Source organism: Chitinophaga barathri, from assembly GCF_003807585.1.
Lineage (GTDB): Bacteria > Bacteroidota > Bacteroidia > Chitinophagales > Chitinophagaceae > Chitinophaga > Chitinophaga barathri.
This window is the reverse complement of the sequence record NZ_RMBX01000013.1, coordinates 173,075-191,607: the sequence shown is the minus strand read 5'-3', so window position 1 is coordinate 191,607 and position 18,533 is coordinate 173,075. Positions and strand designations below refer to the sequence as shown.

Annotated in this window: 13 protein-coding genes; 8 read left to right on the top strand and 5 right to left on the bottom strand. The window is 53.7% G+C overall.

Features of this window, described 5'->3' with window-relative positions; genetic code table 11:
* Nucleotides 1-41 precede the first annotated feature (41 nt).
* Nucleotides 42-794, bottom strand: a complete 753-nt coding sequence (locus tag EG028_RS22415) for a zinc ribbon domain-containing protein (RefSeq protein ID WP_120518493.1) — start codon at nt 792-794, stop codon at nt 42-44.
* Nucleotides 795-797: 3 nt separating this feature from the next.
* Complete coding sequence (locus EG028_RS22410) at nt 798-1,892, bottom strand: Nif3-like dinuclear metal center hexameric protein (protein WP_120518494.1); 1,095 nt, start codon at nt 1,890-1,892, stop codon at nt 798-800.
* A gap of 82 nt (nt 1,893-1,974) precedes the next feature.
* Here EG028_RS22410 and EG028_RS22405 point away from each other — a divergent pair, with 82 nt between their 5' ends.
* Both EG028_RS22405 and EG028_RS22400 read left to right on the top strand, forming a co-directional pair.
* Nucleotides 1,975-3,486, top strand: coding sequence for a carboxypeptidase M32 (locus EG028_RS22405; protein WP_120518495.1), 1,512 nt, complete (start codon nt 1,975-1,977; stop codon nt 3,484-3,486).
* 1 nt (nt 3,487) lies between these two features.
* Nucleotides 3,488-4,195, top strand: a complete 708-nt coding sequence (locus EG028_RS22400) for a hypothetical protein (protein WP_120518496.1) — start codon at nt 3,488-3,490, stop codon at nt 4,193-4,195.
* Between the two features lie 34 nt (nt 4,196-4,229).
* On the opposite strand, the gene EG028_RS22395 is transcribed toward EG028_RS22400, so the two are convergent.
* The gene (locus tag EG028_RS22395; RefSeq protein ID WP_120518497.1) at nt 4,230-4,910 is read right to left on the bottom strand and encodes a rhodanese-like domain-containing protein; all 681 of its coding nucleotides are present in this window, start codon (nt 4,908-4,910) and stop codon (nt 4,230-4,232) included.
* 63 nt (nt 4,911-4,973) lie between these two features.
* Entirely contained in the window at nt 4,974-5,579 is a 606-nt protein-coding gene (locus EG028_RS22390; protein ID WP_120518498.1) for a methyltransferase domain-containing protein, read from the bottom strand.
* Between the two features lie 204 nt (nt 5,580-5,783).
* Here EG028_RS22390 and EG028_RS22385 point away from each other — a divergent pair, with 204 nt between their 5' ends.
* The 4 genes from EG028_RS22385 (at nt 5,784) to EG028_RS22370 (ending at nt 15,148) form a co-directional block, all read left to right on the top strand.
* Complete coding sequence (locus EG028_RS22385) at nt 5,784-10,637, top strand: PKD domain-containing protein (protein ID WP_120518499.1); 4,854 nt, start codon at nt 5,784-5,786, stop codon at nt 10,635-10,637.
* Between the two features lie 72 nt (nt 10,638-10,709).
* Entirely contained in the window at nt 10,710-13,544 is a 2,835-nt protein-coding gene (locus EG028_RS22380; protein ID WP_120518500.1) for a PKD domain-containing protein, read from the top strand.
* Nucleotides 13,545-13,546: 2 nt separating this feature from the next.
* Nucleotides 13,547-14,587 carry a PorP/SprF family type IX secretion system membrane protein gene (locus EG028_RS22375; RefSeq protein ID WP_120518501.1) on the top strand — a complete coding sequence of 347 codons (1,041 nt, stop codon included), beginning with the start codon at nt 13,547-13,549 and terminating at the stop codon, nt 14,585-14,587.
* A 210-nt stretch (nt 14,588-14,797) separates the two neighbouring features.
* Nucleotides 14,798-15,148 (top strand): T9SS type A sorting domain-containing protein, encoded by a 351-nt coding sequence (locus EG028_RS22370; RefSeq protein ID WP_120518502.1) that lies wholly within the window; start codon nt 14,798-14,800, stop codon nt 15,146-15,148.
* 182 nt (nt 15,149-15,330) lie between these two features.
* Here EG028_RS22370 and EG028_RS22365 read toward each other — a convergent pair whose 3' ends face one another.
* Nucleotides 15,331-16,503, bottom strand: a complete 1,173-nt coding sequence (locus EG028_RS22365; protein WP_120518503.1) for a class I SAM-dependent rRNA methyltransferase — start codon at nt 16,501-16,503, stop codon at nt 15,331-15,333.
* A 195-nt stretch (nt 16,504-16,698) separates the two neighbouring features.
* Between EG028_RS22365 and EG028_RS22360 the strand changes: the two genes are divergently transcribed.
* Together EG028_RS22360 and dnaJ are read left to right on the top strand one after the other, a co-directional pair.
* Nucleotides 16,699-17,268, top strand: coding sequence for a nucleotide exchange factor GrpE (locus EG028_RS22360; RefSeq protein ID WP_241559196.1), 570 nt, complete (start codon nt 16,699-16,701; stop codon nt 17,266-17,268).
* 73 nt (nt 17,269-17,341) lie between these two features.
* On the top strand, nt 17,342-18,505 hold the full coding sequence (gene dnaJ / locus EG028_RS22355; RefSeq protein WP_120518504.1) for a molecular chaperone DnaJ: 1,164 nt from the start codon (nt 17,342-17,344) through the stop codon (nt 18,503-18,505).
* Nucleotides 18,506-18,533 lie beyond the last annotated feature (28 nt).

The following is an 18,533-nucleotide window of genomic DNA, read 5'->3' as shown; positions in this document are numbered from 1 at the left end:
GGAGATGCGCGGAGTTCCTTTATAATCTTTTTGCGGATCGTTTAGATGCTCACGGTAGCTTCCAGGTCGTTGTCCACGAGGATGCGGCCGCAGTGTTCGCAAACGATGATCTTTTTGCGCTGGCGGATCTCAGCCTGCCTTTGCGGCGGGATAGCGTTGAAGCAGCCGCCGCAGGAGTCGCGCATAACGGTTACAACAGCCAGGCCATTGCGGTAGTTTTTACGGATCTTCTCGTATGCAGCCAGCAGGCGGGGATCTACTTTCTCGCGGGCATCCTGGGATTGTTTCTCGAATGCTTTCTCCTCTTTTTCAGTCTCACCGATGATCTTCTCCAGTTCGCCTTTTTTGTGCTTCAGGTTCAGTTCCTTGTCGGACACAGCCTTTTTGGCCACTTCCAGGGAGCGGGACTTTTCCTTTATCTCTTCGTTGGCGTCTTTGATATGTTTCTCAGCCAGTTTGATCTCCAGGTTCTGCATCTCGATCTCTTTGGAGATGGCTTCAAACTCGCGGCTGTTTTTTACATTATCCTGTTGTTTTTCGTATTTTTTAGCCAGCGCTTCAGCTTCCTTGATGGCAGCTTTTTTGGCAGCTACGAAATCCTGGATACCTTTCACTTCGTCTTCGATGTGAGCCTGGCGGTGGTTCAAACCTTCAATCTCATCTTCCAGGTCCCGCACTTCGATCGGCAACTCACCCTTCAGAATCTGGATTTCATCCAACTTGGAATCGAACTTCTGTAACCGCATTACAGAAACCAGCTTTTCCTCAACGTTGTATTCTTTAACAGTAGCCATGTATTACAAATAATTTACCGGGTTTGTGTTGATGGTAGATTTTAGAGGCGCGAAGTTACGGAAATTTTCGGTCAATATATGATAAAATAAGTCTACCGCGAACTGTTCGCTCTCAAAATGTCCCACATCTGCTATAATTAATTGATTTTCAGCATCAAAAAACTCATGATACTTAAAGTCGGCGCTCACATAAGCGTCCGCACCGGCCGCTTTGGCCTGTTTCAGGAGGAAGCTCCCCGCCCCGCCGCAAACCGCCACTTTATGCACCTTTTTGCCCCTGAGGGGGGTATACCGCACGCAGCCGGTCTGGAAACGCTCCTTTACGAGCCGCAGGAAGTCCATTTCGTCCATTTCCTCCGGCAGCAGGCCCACCAGGCCGGAGCCTACCTCGGCGTAGCTGTTTTCCAGCTTCACGATATCGTACGCCACCTCTTCGTAGGGGTGGTGCTTGAGCATGGCCTGCACGACCTGCCCTTCCATCCAGGCCGGGAAGATCACTTCCACCTTTACCTCCCCTTCAGAGTGCCTTTCTCCGGGCTTGCCCACATACGGGTCCGTATCCGGCGCACCTTTGAAGGTGCCGGTGCCTTCGTGGTAAAAACAACACTCGCTGTATTTGCCGATATGCCCGGCTCCCGCGGCAAACAGGGCGCCTCGTACGATCTCCGCGTCCGCAACGGGCACAAAGGTGAAAAGTTTGCGCAGCAGCTCCCTTTTCGGATCCAGCACGCGGGTATGGGTGAGATCCAGCCGGCCCGCCATCATGGCGCTTACGCCGGCCCTTACATTGTCCAGGTTAGTATGCGCCGCATATACGGCAATGTCGTTTTTGATCGCTTTGATGGCCACTCTTTCCACGTAATTGCGGCCGGTGATCTTTTTAAGCCCCCCGAACACGATCGGGTGATGGGCAATAACGAGGTTGCAACCCTTTTCCAGGGCTTCGTCCAGCACGGCTTCTGTGGCGTCCAGCGTGAGCAGCACGCCTTTCACCTCCCATTCCGGCCGCCCGAAGAGCAGGCCCGCATTGTCGTAGTGTTCCTGGTAACTCAGGGGGGCAAATGTTTCTATGACTTGTATAATATCGCGGATGGTCATATCTTAATTGTTATCAACATTCTGCCATGCCTTTTGTTGCTATGCAGGCAGGTTGATAGATTTGTAAAATAAAATCCTTTTCATGACAGTGCAAAAAACTTCAGCGGAGCTTTACGAACAGTACAAAGCAAAGATGCAGCAGATAGCGGATGTACGCAACGCCATGGCCGTATTAGGCTGGGACCAGGAAACCTACCTGCCGGAAAAGGGGGCCGCCTTCAGGGGCCAGCAGCTCACCACGCTCAGCAGCCTCGCACACGAGCTGTTCAGCCAGGAAGACCTGGGCAACCTGTTGCGGGAACTGCATGGGCGTCACGACCTTACCGCCATCCAGAAAAGGAATGTGACCCTTTCGCTGGAAGATTATGAAAAGAATCGGAAATATCCGGCCGCTTTTGTAGCCGAGCTTTCCAACGCCACCAATACCGCCTACCATGCCTGGATACGCGCCCGCAAGGAAAAAAACTACGCGGTCTTTGAACCGGCGCTTGAAAAGATGGTCGCCCTCAAACAGCAGGAAGCCGCCATCCTGGGCTTCACCGGCCATCCTTACGACGCCCTGCTGAACGAATATGAAAAAGGCGCGGACGTAGCCATGCTGGACGCGATTTTCAGCAGCGTGCGCAGCTCCCTGCTGCCGCTGCTGCAAAAGATCGCCTTGCAGGATGTGCCGGAACGGAAATTCCTCTCCCGCCATTACCCGAAAGACCAGCAATGGGAATTTGGGCTGGGTCTGCTGAAGGACATGGGTTATGATTTCAAAGCGGGCCGGCAAGACGTGTCCGAACACCCCTTCACCACCAGCTTCAACCCGCAGGACGTACGCGTCACCACGCGGATAGACGAGCAGGACCTTGGCAATATGACCTGGAGCTGCATCCACGAAGGCGGTCACGCCCTTTATGAGCAGGGCCTGCCCATCGAAGAATATGGCCTGCCATGCGGCGAAGCCGCCAGCCTGGGCATTCACGAATCACAGTCCAGGCTCTGGGAAAACAATGTAGGCCGCAGCCTCACTTTCTGGCAGCATCACTACGGTAAGCTCCAGGGCCTGTTCCGCAGCAACCTGCTGGCCGTGCCCATCCAGGATTTCTACAGGGCCATCAATCTTGTGCAGCCTTCGCTGATCAGGACGGAAGCGGATGAGCTCACTTATCACTTCCATGTGATGATCCGTTATGAAATTGAAAAAGAACTGATCGCGGGCAATCTCAAAACCAGCGATCTGCGGGACGTATGGAACAAATACTATGAAGATTTTTTACAGGTAAAAGTGCCGGACGATATGCACGGCATTTTGCAGGATATCCACTGGAGCCACGGCAGCTTCGGTTATTTCCCCACTTATTCCCTGGGCAGTTTTTACGCGGCCCAGCTGTTTGCTTCCGCCAAAAAACAGATACCGAACCTGGAGAACGATATTGCATCCGGCGTGTACGATACCCTGCTGCACTGGCTGCGTGAAAATATCCATCGTCACGGCAGGTTCTGGACTTCCAATGAGTTATGCGAAAAAGTGACGGGGGAAAAACTGGATTTCCGTTATTTCCTGGAATATGCCTCTGAGAAGTTCGGCGGGATTTATAAATTGTAGTATGAAAACTATCCTATACCTATGCCTTGCGGTAACAATAACCGCCTGTAATTCCGCGCAACCTGCTGCAAAAGAAACGGATACGCTCACTGTGGAAACGATGGATTCCGCAAGCACAGACGATGATGATTTTGACGCTTCCGCAAAGCAGGCAGCTTATGTGACAGGCGCTCACAAGATCCATTTCGCGGATAGATCACTTGTATTTTCCTGCGATATTGAAATGGATATACGGGAGAATAAAGACACCATCTTCCTGTCCACAAAGGAATACGGAGTTTCCATGGAAAACGGCGATGAGTTTATGGTCGCCTCAGACAGCCTGGAAGACCTTATCGTTGCACAGTCTTACGAAACGGTGGCCGGTGTAGCCGGAAAAGAGCCCTGCCTCCTGGAAGGCTGGAAAGTATACCAGTCGGAAGAGCAGACATTAATACCCGACGAACGCGATGCGTATACCCTCAAGACATATACGGAAGACGAACATAAGCTGTTCCCCGACGTAAATATTGACGAATTGAAGAATGAAGTATTGACGGGATGCGGGCAGGAATATTACGATCTGGTAAAGGATATCAAGACCCTGCCGGAAGGAGCGGCCGTTGTGGTGCTGCACAAAATATACCTCCGGATTACCGGCATCAATAAAGCAGGAAATGCGGTTTCGAAAATAGTTGTGTATTATCCCGATCTCGAAGGATTTGACTGATTAAAAAGGCGCTTCAAACGAAGCGCCTTTTTAATTATTTCATCGCTGCCTTAAACTCTTCAAGGCTCACGATCCCTTCTTTCCGCCACACTTCCTTCCCGTCTTTATACAGCAAAAATGTTGGCAGCGTTATCGCGTTGATCTTCTGCATGACATGCGTATCGTGCTCGCCGTCCACATTCACCAGTTTCACTTTATTTTCTTTTACGAACTGCGCTACCACCGGCGCCATCTTACGGCAGGGCGGGCACCATCCCGCGCCAACGTCCACCAGTATCCATTTGCCGCTGGCAACGGATTTGTCGTAGAGGGCAGTGCTCATCTGCGGGCCGCTTTTTTCCGTGCCGCTGAGCGGCTTGCCCTCCTGCTTCCAGGCCATTACGCCGCCATCCAGCTCAATCACTTCTTTGTAACCGTTCTCACGCATCCATTTAGCGGCAGCCGTGCTGCGGCCTCCGCTGAGACAGTATATGTATACGGGTTTTGTTTTGTCCACAGATTCCAGGCGGTGGAAAAATTCGTCTTTTTTGGTGAAGTCCGCCAGTAGCGCGTCCGGCAGGTGGCCGGTACTGAATTCTTTCGCGGTACGTACATCCAGCAGTTGTACACCCGGTTGCTTCATACCTTTTTCAAATGCGTCAGGTTTGACCGATTCCTGCGCCCATGCAGCCACTGAGGCCAGCATAATGCAGGCGGTCCATATCATTCTTTTCATCCTGGTTTTGTCTTTTAATGGAGAATAATAACACCCCTAAAGGTAAGCAATTTGCTGCGGGTATCAGTTGCGCCGTCTTGCGAGGCCGTCCAGCTTCCTGAAATTGATGAACACCTCTTTACCCTGGCGGGCGGGGTGTGAATTGTAGCAGGGAGCGAAGGTTTTAAAATTAAAATATGGTTCGAACATCCGGCGGTATACCTTGATGCCGCCACCGAAAGGAGGGCCCGGCTGCTCAAACTCCCGGTTGAACAGCACTCCTACCAGGCGGCCTTCTTCCCAGAGAAGATCGTACATGTGCCGCGCGTAAGCCTGGCGCAAAGCGGGATCCAAAGCGCAAAGAAAGGTTTGCTCGATGATCAGGTCGTACTCCGCTTCGTGTTCAAAAAAGTCGCCCACTTCAAACTTGATGCCTGTGCCCTGGTGCTCACGTTTCAGGCGCTCTACGGCCACGGACGAAATGTCCAGCACGGTGATGTCCCTGAAGCCATTATCCCACAGGTAACGGGCCTCGTAACTGTTGCCGCCGCCGGGGATCAGGATGCGCAGGTTCTTGTTCGGTAACTGATCGATATAGTCTCTCAACGGGGGGGATACGGTCCCCATATCCCATTCCGTTTCGCCGCGTTCGTAGCGTGCGTTCCAATAAGCTTTGTCCAATGCTTGCATATCCATATACTGTTTGTACTGATTGCTTTATGGGCGTTCATGTAAATAGTACACTCCTACCCTTTGGCAAATAAGTAATAAATCAGTTAACACATTGAAAACATAATGTTAATATAAACAGATAATTGTTTTTTAAATATTACTTTTAGCTTTTATAATCGGCAGGAATACTGCGACCATACACCTACACACCAGGATCAACCTATGAACTACCAACTTCGTCCTGGCCGTTGGAAGATGTCCCTGCTGGGCTTCCTGCTGGCCATCCTGACTGCTGTTTCGCCCGCCTATGCACAAACCGCACGCTTCACCGCGGATGTGACTTCAGGCTGCGCCCCTCTTACCGTTTCATTTACAAATCAATCAGATAACGGCTCCACCGCCTACGACTGGAACTTCGGCCTTGGTGCGCACGCCACCACGCGTAATGCCAGTAAAGTATTCACGGACCCCGGCACGTATAACGTTACATTAACAGTTACATATCCCGGCGGCGCCCGGACCTTTTCCACCCTCATCACGGTACACGACGTACCCGCACCCGCCTTCACGCCTTCCATCACCACCGGCTGTACCCCGCTGGCCGTCTCTTTCACGGACCAGAGCACACCCGGCTCAGGCACCATCAGCAGTATCACCTGGGATTTTGGCGATGGCAATACGGCGCAGGGAGCCGCAACGTCGCACACTTATACCGTGGGCGGCAGCTTTTCCGTGACCACGATCGTGGAAAACAGCTTCGGCTGTAAAAAAAGCGTGACCCTCCCCAATATCATCAAGGCGGACGAAACGCCCGATGTGGACTTCACAGCGGACGCCACCGGCAGCTGCCTCACCCCGCATGCCGTGAACTTCCGCGGCCTGGGCAGCGGCGGCGCCACCTTCGCCTGGGATTTCGGAGACCCCGCTTCCGGCAGCAATACCTCCACGGACCAGTTCCCCTCCCATACTTACCAAAGTGAAGGCCGATACACCGTTACGTTCACCGCCAGGAGCAACCTGGGCTGCGAAAAAGTAGTGACCAAACCGGCTTACATCATCATAGAAAAAACGAAACCTGACTTTGTGGTGGATGGCACCGCCTGCGCGGAATCCATCGTGACACTGCGCAACACCACCACTCCCGCGGCCACCACCAGCCTCTGGACGCTGCCCGACGGACGTACTTCCAGCTCCACCAATGCATCGTTTTCCTTTGCCACACCCGGCAGCTATAACGTGACGCTTACCTCCGGCCCTCCCGGCTGCGAGGAAACCATCACAAAAACCATCACCGTACATCCCGGCCCGCAGGCCAGCTTCACCGCCAATCCCCAACAGGGATGCGCCGTGCCTTTCACCACACAGTTCTCCTCCCAATCCATTGACGCAGCCACCTACCGCTGGGATTTTGGAGACGGGCAGACGGCCGGCACAGGCGCCAATCCAGGCCATACCTATCAGGCCTTCGGCTCTTACGATGTAACGCTGCTGGTTACCAGCGCACAAGGCTGTACGGATGAAGTAACGCTGATGGATTACATCAGGCTGGAAGAGCCGCAGGGACAGATGTTCATCAGTCAACCCGAGGGTTGCCTCCCACATTCCACCAGCTTCAGCGCATTCCTTACCACAGCAGGAAACATTGTAGGGTATACCTGGAATTTTGGCGATGGCACCACATCCAACCTGCCTACCCCCTCGCATACTTATACTGTTCAAGGTATTTACAACGTCACCGTAACGCTGGAGATCAGCGGCGGCTGCCGCATTGTAGCGCAGGGTACCGTGCGCGCGGGCGAGATACCCGTCGTGGAATTTGATGCAACGCCCAAAGCGCCCTGCGCGGATGTGCCGGTTGTGTTCACGAACCTTTCCGTCCCCCGCGGAACGGAATGGCTGTGGACATTCCCGGAAGACAACAACAGCACGGAAACCGCCGAAAACCCTTCCCACGTCTTCCGCCGCATCGGCCTCCACGACGTAACGCTGGAAGTAAGCAACTTCGGCTGCCGCAGAAGCCTCACCAAAACAGATTTCATCAGGATATTACCGCCCGTGGCGGATTTCACGTTCACCCGCAGCTGCGCCGACCGCTACTCCGTACAGTTCGTGGACCGGTCGGACTTTGGCCCGATCGTCGGTTCACCACGATCCTGGAAGTGGGAATTCGGGGATGGGAACACTTCTACCGCACAATCGCCTACTCACGTATACGCACAAACGGGGCTGTACGAGATCACCCTCACCGTGTCCGACGGGAACTGCGAATCCGTTACCCGCCTGGCCCTGGAAGTGATAGACGAAAAACCGGTGATCACCAGCGATAAAGGGGAGATCTGCGCGGGAGAGTCTGTCGTGATCTCTCGCAACGACCTCAATGAAGATCTGATCGAACGCTGGGAATGGCTTTGGGGTGACGGCACCTATTCCCCCAACGGCGGCAACGATATTTCAAAAACCTATCGCAATCCCGGCACTTACAACGTAGTGCTGCGTATCATGGACCGCAACAACTGTTTATCCGAATCCAACACACTGGCCATCCAGGTGAATGGCGCCATAGCGAACTTCAATGCCAGCGGCCTTCGCTGTGTAAACGAAGACAGGCTGTTCACGGACGCATCCACCGCGCTGCACGGTTATGGCATCACCTCCTGGGCCTGGAATTTTGGCGACGGCACACCGGCTGAGAATGTAACCGTGAAACCAGAGAATTACGAACACGTGTTCAACACCCAGGGCACCTATGATGTGACACTCACCGTAAAAGACGCGGCAGGCTGCGAAACCACGATCACCAAACCCATTGCCGTGATCGCGGTGAATGCACAGTTCGGTACTGCATCACAGATCGCCTGCCAGAACACCGGCATGCAGTTCAGCAACCAGTCCAGCGGCGCCAACCTTACCTACGCATGGGATTTCGGGGACGGCACGACCGACAATGCGCTGCATCCGGTAAAGACCTACACCGCGCCCGGCAAATACACCGTGAAGTTGAATATCTCGGACAACGAAGGCTGCTCTTCGTCCATCCAGAAAGACGAATACATCACCGTGCCCGACCCGCAATCGAAATTCACGGTACCGTCCACACTAAATGTATGCCCGCCCGCGCTGGTGCAGCTAACAAATGAAAGCACCGAATTTGACCGTTCTGTATGGGACTTTGGCGACGGCAGCCGTTCAGACCTGGAAGAACCCTCGCATATTTACAACCTCCCCGGCACTTACACGATCACGCTCCAGGTATATTCAGAGGGGGACTGCCCTTCGTCCAGCACACAGCAGATCAAAATAGACGGCCCTATCGGCACCAAAACCGTTTCGCCGCTCACGGGCTGCGCACCGCACGACATCACGCTTACCGCCGCTTCGCCCAATACCGTCAAATACATCTGGGACCTGGACAACGGTACCGTACAAACGACAACGACCAGCTCTTTCACCTACAAATACGACAATCCCGGCGTGTATTACCCGCGCGTGGTGCTGGAAGACGCACAGGGCTGCAAAGTGCCCGCACAAGGGCCGCGGGACAGCGTCATTGTGGATGACGTAAAAGTATCCTTCACGCTGGACGACAGCCAGGCATGCGACCAGGCGCGGATCATGTTCAACAACACCACCACCGCACTGTCCAAAGACAACCATGGCGATCCGCTTACCTATGCCTGGGATTTTGGAGTAACCAACCGCACAGACGACGTGAGCGGGGACGAAAACCCGGCGTTCCTTTATACCGCCGTGGGCTCTTACACCGTCACCCTTACCGCCACCAGCCGGTATGGCTGTGTGGACAGCAAAACGATGCCGGTAAGAGTAGCCCCGCAGCCCGATGCGTCCATCCGCCCTGTAGGGCCGGTATGCGAAGGGCAGACCCTTGTGTTCAGCGGCCTGGAAAACAAAAACATGCCGAACACACAATGGAGCTGGCTGGTGAACGATGTACCATCCGTGACCGGCCCGGCGGGACCAAAAATTACTTTTGACCAACCGGGCACCCATAATGTGAAACTGGTGATCCGCAACGATGAAGGCACCTGCCCGGACATTGCGGAACTGAACATCACCGTGAACCCGCTGCCCACGCTGAACGTGACACCGAAGACCGCAGTGGTGTGCGAAGGCCAGAGCCTCCAGTTACAATCCCATGGTTCACCCGCCCAATACAGCTGGACAGATTACAACATCTCAGACCCTGCAGCCCCCAATCCTTCCATCAGCCCTGTACAGGATACCATGTACAAGGTACTGGCGGTGAGCAGCTTTGGCTGTATCCGCCGCGATTCCATGCGGGTGGTCGTGAGCCATCCTTTTGACGTGCAGTCCACCAGCGCAGTGCTTTGCGAAGGCCAGCGCACACAACTGCACGCCAGCGGCGCAATACATTATCGCTGGATACCTGCTACGGGCCTCAGCCGCGGCGATGTGGCCAGCCCGATGGCCGGCCCGGCCCAAACCACCACCTACCAGTTAGTAGGTTATGGACATGATGCCTGTTTTACAGACACCGCCCTCGTAACCGTGACCGTACACCCGGCCCCCGTAATCAATGCGGGGCCGGAAAAAATCGTAGCCGCCGGTACATCCCTGGTGCTGAACGTAAATGGCAGCGATGACATCACCAGCTGGAGCTGGTTCCCGGAAAAATACCTGGATTGTTATACCTGCCCGAACCCGGAAGTGACGCCTCAATCCAATGTGACCTACAATATCTCCGCCACTAACCAGTTTGGATGCACCTCGGTGACGGCGCTGTCCGTCAGGCTGATCTGCGACGGCAGCAGCGCGTTTATTCCCAACTCGTTCAGCCCGAACGGGGACGGCCAGAACGACATTTTTTATGTGCGCGGCAAAGGTATCAGCGCGGTGAAATCCTTCAGGGTCTATAACCGCTGGGGGCAGATGGTATTTGAAAGGAACAACTGCCAGAGCGACGACGCCTCCTGCGGCTGGGACGGAAAGTTTGGAGGTGCCCTGCTGAACCCGGACGTGTACATCTATTACGTGGAGGTGGTTTGTAACGGGAATGAACAGATGCTTTTGAAGGGAAATATAACGCTGTTGCGATAACTGATGGTTATATAGAAATAATATTATAGATTTGTATAATCCATAACCTATAGTATCCCATATCCGTGAAAAATGAAGTTACCTAAGAAGAAAAACCTCTATGCACTCATTTTCAGCCTGTTGGCCTGTCCGGCCCTGCTGCATGCCCAGCAGGCGGGATTTACCTACACTGCCGAACCCGTGAGCCAATGCGCCCCGGTAAAGGTCACATTTCAGAATACCAGTACCGGCAGCCCGCTCAACTATCTCTGGGATTTCGGAGACGGACGCACGTCCACCGAAACGAACCCGATGATCACCTTTACCACACCAGGGCCTGTATCCGTAAAACTGACGGCCTATTACCAGCTGGCTACCGCCACAGCTACCAGGAACTTTGACATATACCCGATGCCCATGGTGGCATTTTCGGTAGATAACCAGAAAGGCTGCGGGCCTTATACCGCCACTTTTACAGACAATACCCCGGGCGGGCATCACCGCACCTGGGATTTCGGGGACGGCTCCGCGCCAGTGACGACTACAGACGCGGTAGTGCAGCACCAGTACACCCGGGTAGATACGTTTGACGTAAAACTCACCGTGGCGAACGCCACCGGTTGTTCCTCCACCCTTACCAAAAACGGCTACATCATGATTGCCTCACCGGTGATCAGCATGAACACGCTGCCGCTGGAAGGATGTATCCCTTTCACGGCGAACATGGACGTAACCGTTACTTCCAGCAACAACGATCCTGTAACACAATACTCCTGGATATTCGGGGACGGGCAGAGCATCAACTCCCCTACCGCGGATGTTTCTCACGTTTATAATACGGCCGGCGCCTTTAATGTAAGCCTGACCGTGACCACCCGGCAGGGCTGCACCGTGGTGAAAAACTTCCCGCAGCATGTAAAAGCGGGTGTAGCGCCGCAGAACGTAAGTTTTTCCATTACCCGGCCGGACAACTGTGCCGGCACCAGCGCCCGGCTGCTGGCCACTGCCACCAACGCCAATTATTACCGCTGGGATTTCGGGGACGGCACGGCATACGACGGGCCGGAAAACGATGTGAACCACGCCTTCCGTACAGCCGGCAACGTGACCATCCGGCTGAGCGCGGGCTCCAATGGATGTTATACCCAGGCCGTGCCCGTAACCGTCAGCAGCACCGGGCCTGTGGCGAGCTTCAGCTTTGCGCGCCGCTGCGATATGCGCAACACCTTCAACTTTACCAATACTTCCTCCGGCTCTCCCACAGATACCTATGAATGGTACTTCGACGATAATACACCGGTGGACAACGCTGCGCATCCCATCCACACTTTCAGCCAGCCCGGTACCTACAACGTGCGGCTGACCGTGCGGAACACGGCGCAGAACTGCATCAGCTCCATCTATCATACCATACAGGTATTCTCCGCGGACTTCCATACCGGCGTGGGCACCATCTGCCGCAGCAGCAACGTGCCTTACGGCGTGGTACATGTGCCGCATACGCTGGTGGAGAGCTACGACTGGCGATTCGGGGACGGCACCACACTGGTGACCACCGATGTGGACATCCTGAAAAAAGTGGAAGTGACCGGTACTTTTTCCGATATGCTGATCATCCGGTACAAGGACCCTGCTTATTGCCCGGATACGATCATCAAAACGAATCACCTCCAGGTGATCGCGCCGGTGGCGGACTTTGCGCTGGCCGCCAATCCCTGTGAAGGCCAGGCGGTTACATTCAGCCAGCTGTCCCAACCTTCACCGAACATCCCTTTGTCCAACTGGAAATGGGACCTTGGGAATGGCACACAGTCCACCCAATCCGTACCGGTGGCCACCTCCTACAATGCCAGCGGCAACTTCACCGTGAAGCTGGTGGTAACGGACGCCAGGAATTGTATGGATTCCACCACCCGGCAGATCACCGTGAACCCCACTCCTTTTATCAACGCTGTGGCTTCACAATCCAAAATATGCGAAGGCTCGGGCGTACAGCTCACCGGGGTAAGTAACGGCAACGTACAATGGCAACCCGCCTACCAGCTGAGCTGTACCAATTGCCCGAACCCGGTAGCCACCCCGCTGACAGACACGGTCTACAAAGCCATCGCCACGAACAACTTCGGCTGCACCACCGAAGACACGGTGCAGATCAAAGTAGTGCCCACGGTAACCCTCGTGATGAGCCCCGATACGGCCATCTGCCAGGGCACCAGCGCACAGCTGCGCGCGGCCGGCGCCACCTTCTACAGCTGGACGCCCAACACCATCAGCGGGGCGAACACGGCGATGCCCATCGTAACACCCGAAGCCACGACCACTTATTCCGTAACAGCGGGCCATGACGCCGCCTGCCCCTCCGCGGCGGCACAGGTGACCGTAACCGTGAAACCGGCGCCTACCGTAAATGCGGGCCCGGACCAGGTAGTGACCGTAGGCAGCGTGGTGTACCTCACCGCCACTTTCAGCGCGGACGTAATCAGCGGCGAATGGAAACCCAATACGAACATCGACTGCGCCACCTGCCCGCAGACCGTGGCCACGCCGCGTATCGCGACGGACTATGCCTTCGAGGTGACGAACAACCAGGGCTGTAAAAAAACAGATGTAATGAACGTAAAGCTGCTCTGCGACCAGGGCGTGGTGTTTTTCCCGAACGGCTTCTCGCCCAACGGGGACGGCATAAACGATATCTTTTACCCCCGCGGCAAAGGCATCCGCATCATCCATTCCCTGCGCATTTACAACCGCATGGGGCAGGAAGTATTCAGGAGAGAAAATTTCAATATTGACGATATCAGCCAGGGCTGGAACGGCACTTTTAAAGGCCAGCCGCTGGCTTCGGATGTGTTCATCTGGCTGTTCGACGGCCTGTGCGATTCAGGAGAGCGGTTTGAATTAAAAGGAAATGTAACCTTATTACGATAAACATGAAAACGCTGCAAAGCATGAAAAAACTGTGGTTAAGCGCCCTCCTGGCAACGGGAGCACTGGGTGCGCAGGCGCAGGATATCCATTTGTCCCAGTTCGCGGAAACGCCCATCCTGCGAAACCCGGGGCTGATCGGGATCTTTAAGGGGGACGTGCGTATACAGGGCGTATACCGCAACCAGTGGAACAGTGTGACCATTCCGTACCAAACGGGCACCGTGAGCGGGGAAATGAAATTCCCGGTAGGGAACTACAACGACCACGTAACGGCCGGCCTGCAGCTCACCTACGACAAGGCAGGCGCGTCCAACCTGCGTTCCGTACAGATACTCCCCGCCATCAACTACCACAAATCGCTGAATGAAGACAAAGCCAGCTTCCTTTCCCTGGGTTTTATGGGTGGCTTCGTACAGCGCCAGTTTGACCCCACGCACCTCACTTTCAACAACCAGTACACCGCGGGCCGCTTCGACCCCTTTGCCCCTACCGGCGAAGAAGGCAGGCTGGCCAAGATCGGTTACGGGTACTGGGATATGGGTGTGGGCATGAGTTATAACAGCGAGCTGAGTGAAGGCACTTTTTATTACATCGGGGCGGCTTATTATCATTTCAACAACCCCAAGGTGTCTTTCTACAACGACTCAGAAGTGGAGCTGGATGCGAAGCTGAGCTTTAATATGGGTATAACCATCCCCGTGTCCGAAAGGGTGAAGGTGGTGGCGCATTACAACCAGATCCACCAGGGCGCCTACTCGGAGTTTATCGGCGGGGCCCTGCTGGGCTACGGGCTGATGGACCAGGGGCTGGAATCGGACAGGGGCTTTTACGGCGGCCTGTTCTTCCGCTGGAACGATGCCGTGGTGCCGGTGATCAGGCTGGATATGGGGGCTTACGAGATCGGGCTGAGTTATGACGTGAACGTGTCCAAACTGCGGACCGCCAGCCAGGCAATGGGTGGTTTTGAAATCAGCATGGTGTTCAAAAATTTCCTCAATAGCAGGAACACAACGCTGAACAGCGTCACCTGCCCGAGCTTCTAAAACACTTTGCGATTGTTAATTTAAGGAGAGGAAAGGGCGGTTTATTTGAAGAAATGAGGATTTGGGGCGGTTCCGTTAACAAGCGTTAAATTTTTCAAAAAAAGCACAATTTATCCACACAATTTGGCTCGCCGTTTGTTATCTTTATAATAGAACCAAAACCAGAAACATTTGGCTTAATATTTAAAAAAATCATTATCTTTGGATACTATGTTAAGAAACTCTACTCTCATCATATTTATTGTGCTCTGTACCTTGTCCTTCCCGGCCTGGTCTCAAAGCAAATCCCTTCCAGAAACGACGGAGGGTGCGAGTAAAGTTGTTAAGGCATATCCTAATCCCGCAACCAGCAAGATCTATTTCGAAATCCAGCGTAATAACGACAAGGTTTATGAGATTATTGTATACAACTTCCTTGGCAAAAAAATGGATCACATCAAAAATCTGGCAGGCAGGACTGAGGTACCCCTCGACAATTACTACAGCGGACTATACATTTTCCAGTTACGTGAGAAGAACGGAACGCTGGTAGAATCGGGGAAATTTAATGTTGTGAAATAATTTACTCTTTATAAACAAAAAGGCCGTCACTGACAATCAGTGACGGCCTTTTTAATATTATATTAACCAAACCGGCGAGCATATACGATAGATATAGGATACTTATACGAGAGATATAGGAGAGCGCTTCGTGAAACAGGTGAAAATATCACCAGTGTACCCCAATCCTACCTTCCCTTTGTTTACTGTACCTCAACAACCAGGAACTTCAGATACGTCGTATTCTCAATATTCCAAAGAATGGGATGATCCTGCGCCTGCGTCTGGAAAGTAACCTGCCTGAGCTTCTTCCGCGCATCCTTCGCCGCCATATCGATGGTTTCGAGGAACATGGAAGGGTTTACCAGGTTCGTACAGCTGGCGGTCACCAGGAAGCCGCCCGGCTTCAACAACTTCATCCCGCGCAGGTTGATCTCTTTGTATCCCGTAATGGCCTTCTGGATGTTCTCACGGCTTTTGGTAAAGGCCGGGGGGTCCAGGATCACCACATCGAACTTCTTTTCTTCTTTGGTCCACTGTTTCAGCTGGTCGAAGGCGTTCACCGCCTGGAATTTGCAGATATCCTGCAGGTTGTTCAGCTCGGCATTGCGGCGGGCGGTGGCCACGGCATGTTCGGAAATATCCAGCCCGAGCACGCTTTTGGCGTCGTAATGGCCGGCATGGCAGCTGAAGGTGCCGGTGTAGCAGAAAGCCTCCAGCACGTCCGCCCCTTTCACGATATTTTTGATCTCCCGGCGGTTGTCCTGCTGATCCAGGAAATAGCCGGTTTTCTGGCCATTTTCGATGTCCACATGGAATTTGAGGCCGTTTTCGTTCAGGATGATGTTGGTATCGAAGGGGGCGCTGAGGAACCCTTTCTGTTGGGGCAGCCCTTCCAGTTCACGTACGGGCACGTCGTTGCGCTCGTAGATGCCTTTGGGGGAGAATATTTTGTTCAATGCGTCCACGATGGCCGGTTTCCAGCGGTCTATCCCCAATGCGAGGGTCTGGATCACGAGATAATCGTTGAATTTGTCGATCACGAGGGCGGGCAGCTCATCCGCTTCGCCGAAAACAAGGCGGCAGTTTTCCACATACCCGATCTTTTTACGGTAATCCCAGGCCTTCTGGAGGCGGTTCAGGAAAAACTGTTCGTTGATCTCTTCTTTGCGGTCGCGGGTGAGCAGGCGCACGAGGATCTGGCTCTGGGGGTTGATGTAGCCCCTGCCGAGGAAAGAGCCGTTGTGCAGGAATACGTCCACGGTATCCCCGGCGTTCACTTCGCCTTCGATCTGGCCTACTTCATTCCCGAAAACCCATGGATGCCCAAGCAGCACGCGGTTCTGTATCTTCTTCTTTAAAAAAACTTTAGTCATTTATTGCAATTCGGGCACAAAAATACAACTCTCAGGCTAAAGAAACGGATGCCATGTCATTACGAATTAAGGTAATACATCCCTTTAACAGCGGCAATCACGGCCGGAGTCCCCTAAATTTCTGCCAAATTGTCCCCACTTTACCCCTTGGCAAAATTATTGACGATGGTAAATTTGCAGATAATTTATACCATCATGACAGAAAAAGACAAAGATATGCAGGCAAAAGGGCAGAACGGGCCAAATGACATCGACATCAATGCTGATGAGAACCAGGCCGGCTCCACCCATTTGAATGATGCCCTGACTGAAGAAGGAGAGGCGGACAAATTACGGGGTGAACTGGAAGAGTTGCGTAAAAAATACCTGCTCCTGAACGCCGATTTCGACAATTTCAAAAAACGTAACGCCAAAGAGCGTATCGAACTGATAAATACCGCCAACAAGGAAGTGATCATTGCCTTACTGGACGTGCTGGACGATTCCGAAAGAGCCGCCAAACAGCTTGAAACGGCCACCGGTGTGGATACCGTAAAAGAAGGCGTGCTGCTGGTGTTCAACAAACTGAGCAGTATACTGCAAAGCAAAGGGCTGAAGCCTATGGACAGCCTGCACCAGGAATTTGACGCGGACCTGCACGATGCCATCACGGAAATACCCGCCCCGACAGAAGAGCTGAAAGGGAAAGTGCTGGATGTATTACAGAAAGGTTATTACCTGAATGACAAGATCATCCGCCATGCCCGCGTTGTTGTTGGAAAATAACGGCGCATCAGCATACCGCAGTAAATAACTATCACAGCCCGCTCAGAGGAGTGGGCTATTCAAGTGTATAAACATGTCCACCAAAAGAGATTATTACGAAATACTCGGGGTTTCCAAATCCTCCTCCCAGGATGAAATTAAAAAGGCTTACCGCAAGGTGGCCATGCAGTTCCACCCTGACCGTAACCCAGGCAATAAAGAGGCGGAAGAAAAATTCAAAGAAGCGGCGGAAGCCTATGAAGTGCTGAGCGACCCGGACAAACGCGCGCAGTATGACCGCTTCGGGCATGCAGGCATGGGCAACCGTGGCGGCTACGGCGGCAGCGGCCATATGAACATGGACGACATCTTCTCCAACTTCGGTGACATCTTCGGTGAAGACATCTTCGGCAGCTTCTTCGGGGGCGGCCGGGCGCAGGGCGGTGGAGCAAGAAGAAGCCGGGGCACCCGCGGCAGCAATCTCCGCGTGAAGATCAAACTCACCTTCGAAGAAATCGCCAAAGGCTCCAATAAAAAGATCAAGGTTAAAAAACATGTGACCTGTACCACCTGCAGCGGCTTAGGCGCGAAGGACCGCAACTCCTTCCAGACCTGTACCACCTGCCAGGGCTCCGGCCAGGTACGCAAAGTGACCCAGACCTTCCTGGGCCAGATGCAGACCGTTACCACCTGCCCCACCTGTAACGGGGAAGGCCAGGTGATCACCAATAAATGTACGACCTGTAAAGGCGAAGGCCGTCAATACGGGGAAGAGACCGTATCCATCGACATCCCGGCGGGCGTAATGGAAGGCATGCAGCTGAGCATGAGCGGCAAAGGCAATGCCGGCGAAAGAGGCGGCGCACCCGGCGACCTGCTCATCCTCATCGAGGAAGAGCCGCACCCGGAGCTGCAGCGCGATGGGCTGAACGTGGCCTATGACCTGCACATCTCCTTCCCCGACGCGGCATTTGGCGTATCGCTCGAAGTGCCCACCATAGACGGGAAAGCCAAGATCAAAGTACCGCCTGGCACACAAAGCGGTAAGATCTTCCGCCTCAAAGGCAAAGGTTTCCCTTCCGTGAACAGCTACGAAAAAGGCGACCAACTGATCCATGTGAACGTATGGACCCCGCAGGCCCTTACTTCCGAAGAAAAAGCCATGCTCGAAAAAATGCAGGAATCCGGCAACTTCAAGCCGAACCCTGAAAAAAGCGAGAAAGGATTCTTCGAAAAAGTGAAGGATATCTTCAGCTGATAACGAAGCTAAGTAGCCGGGAGCTGCC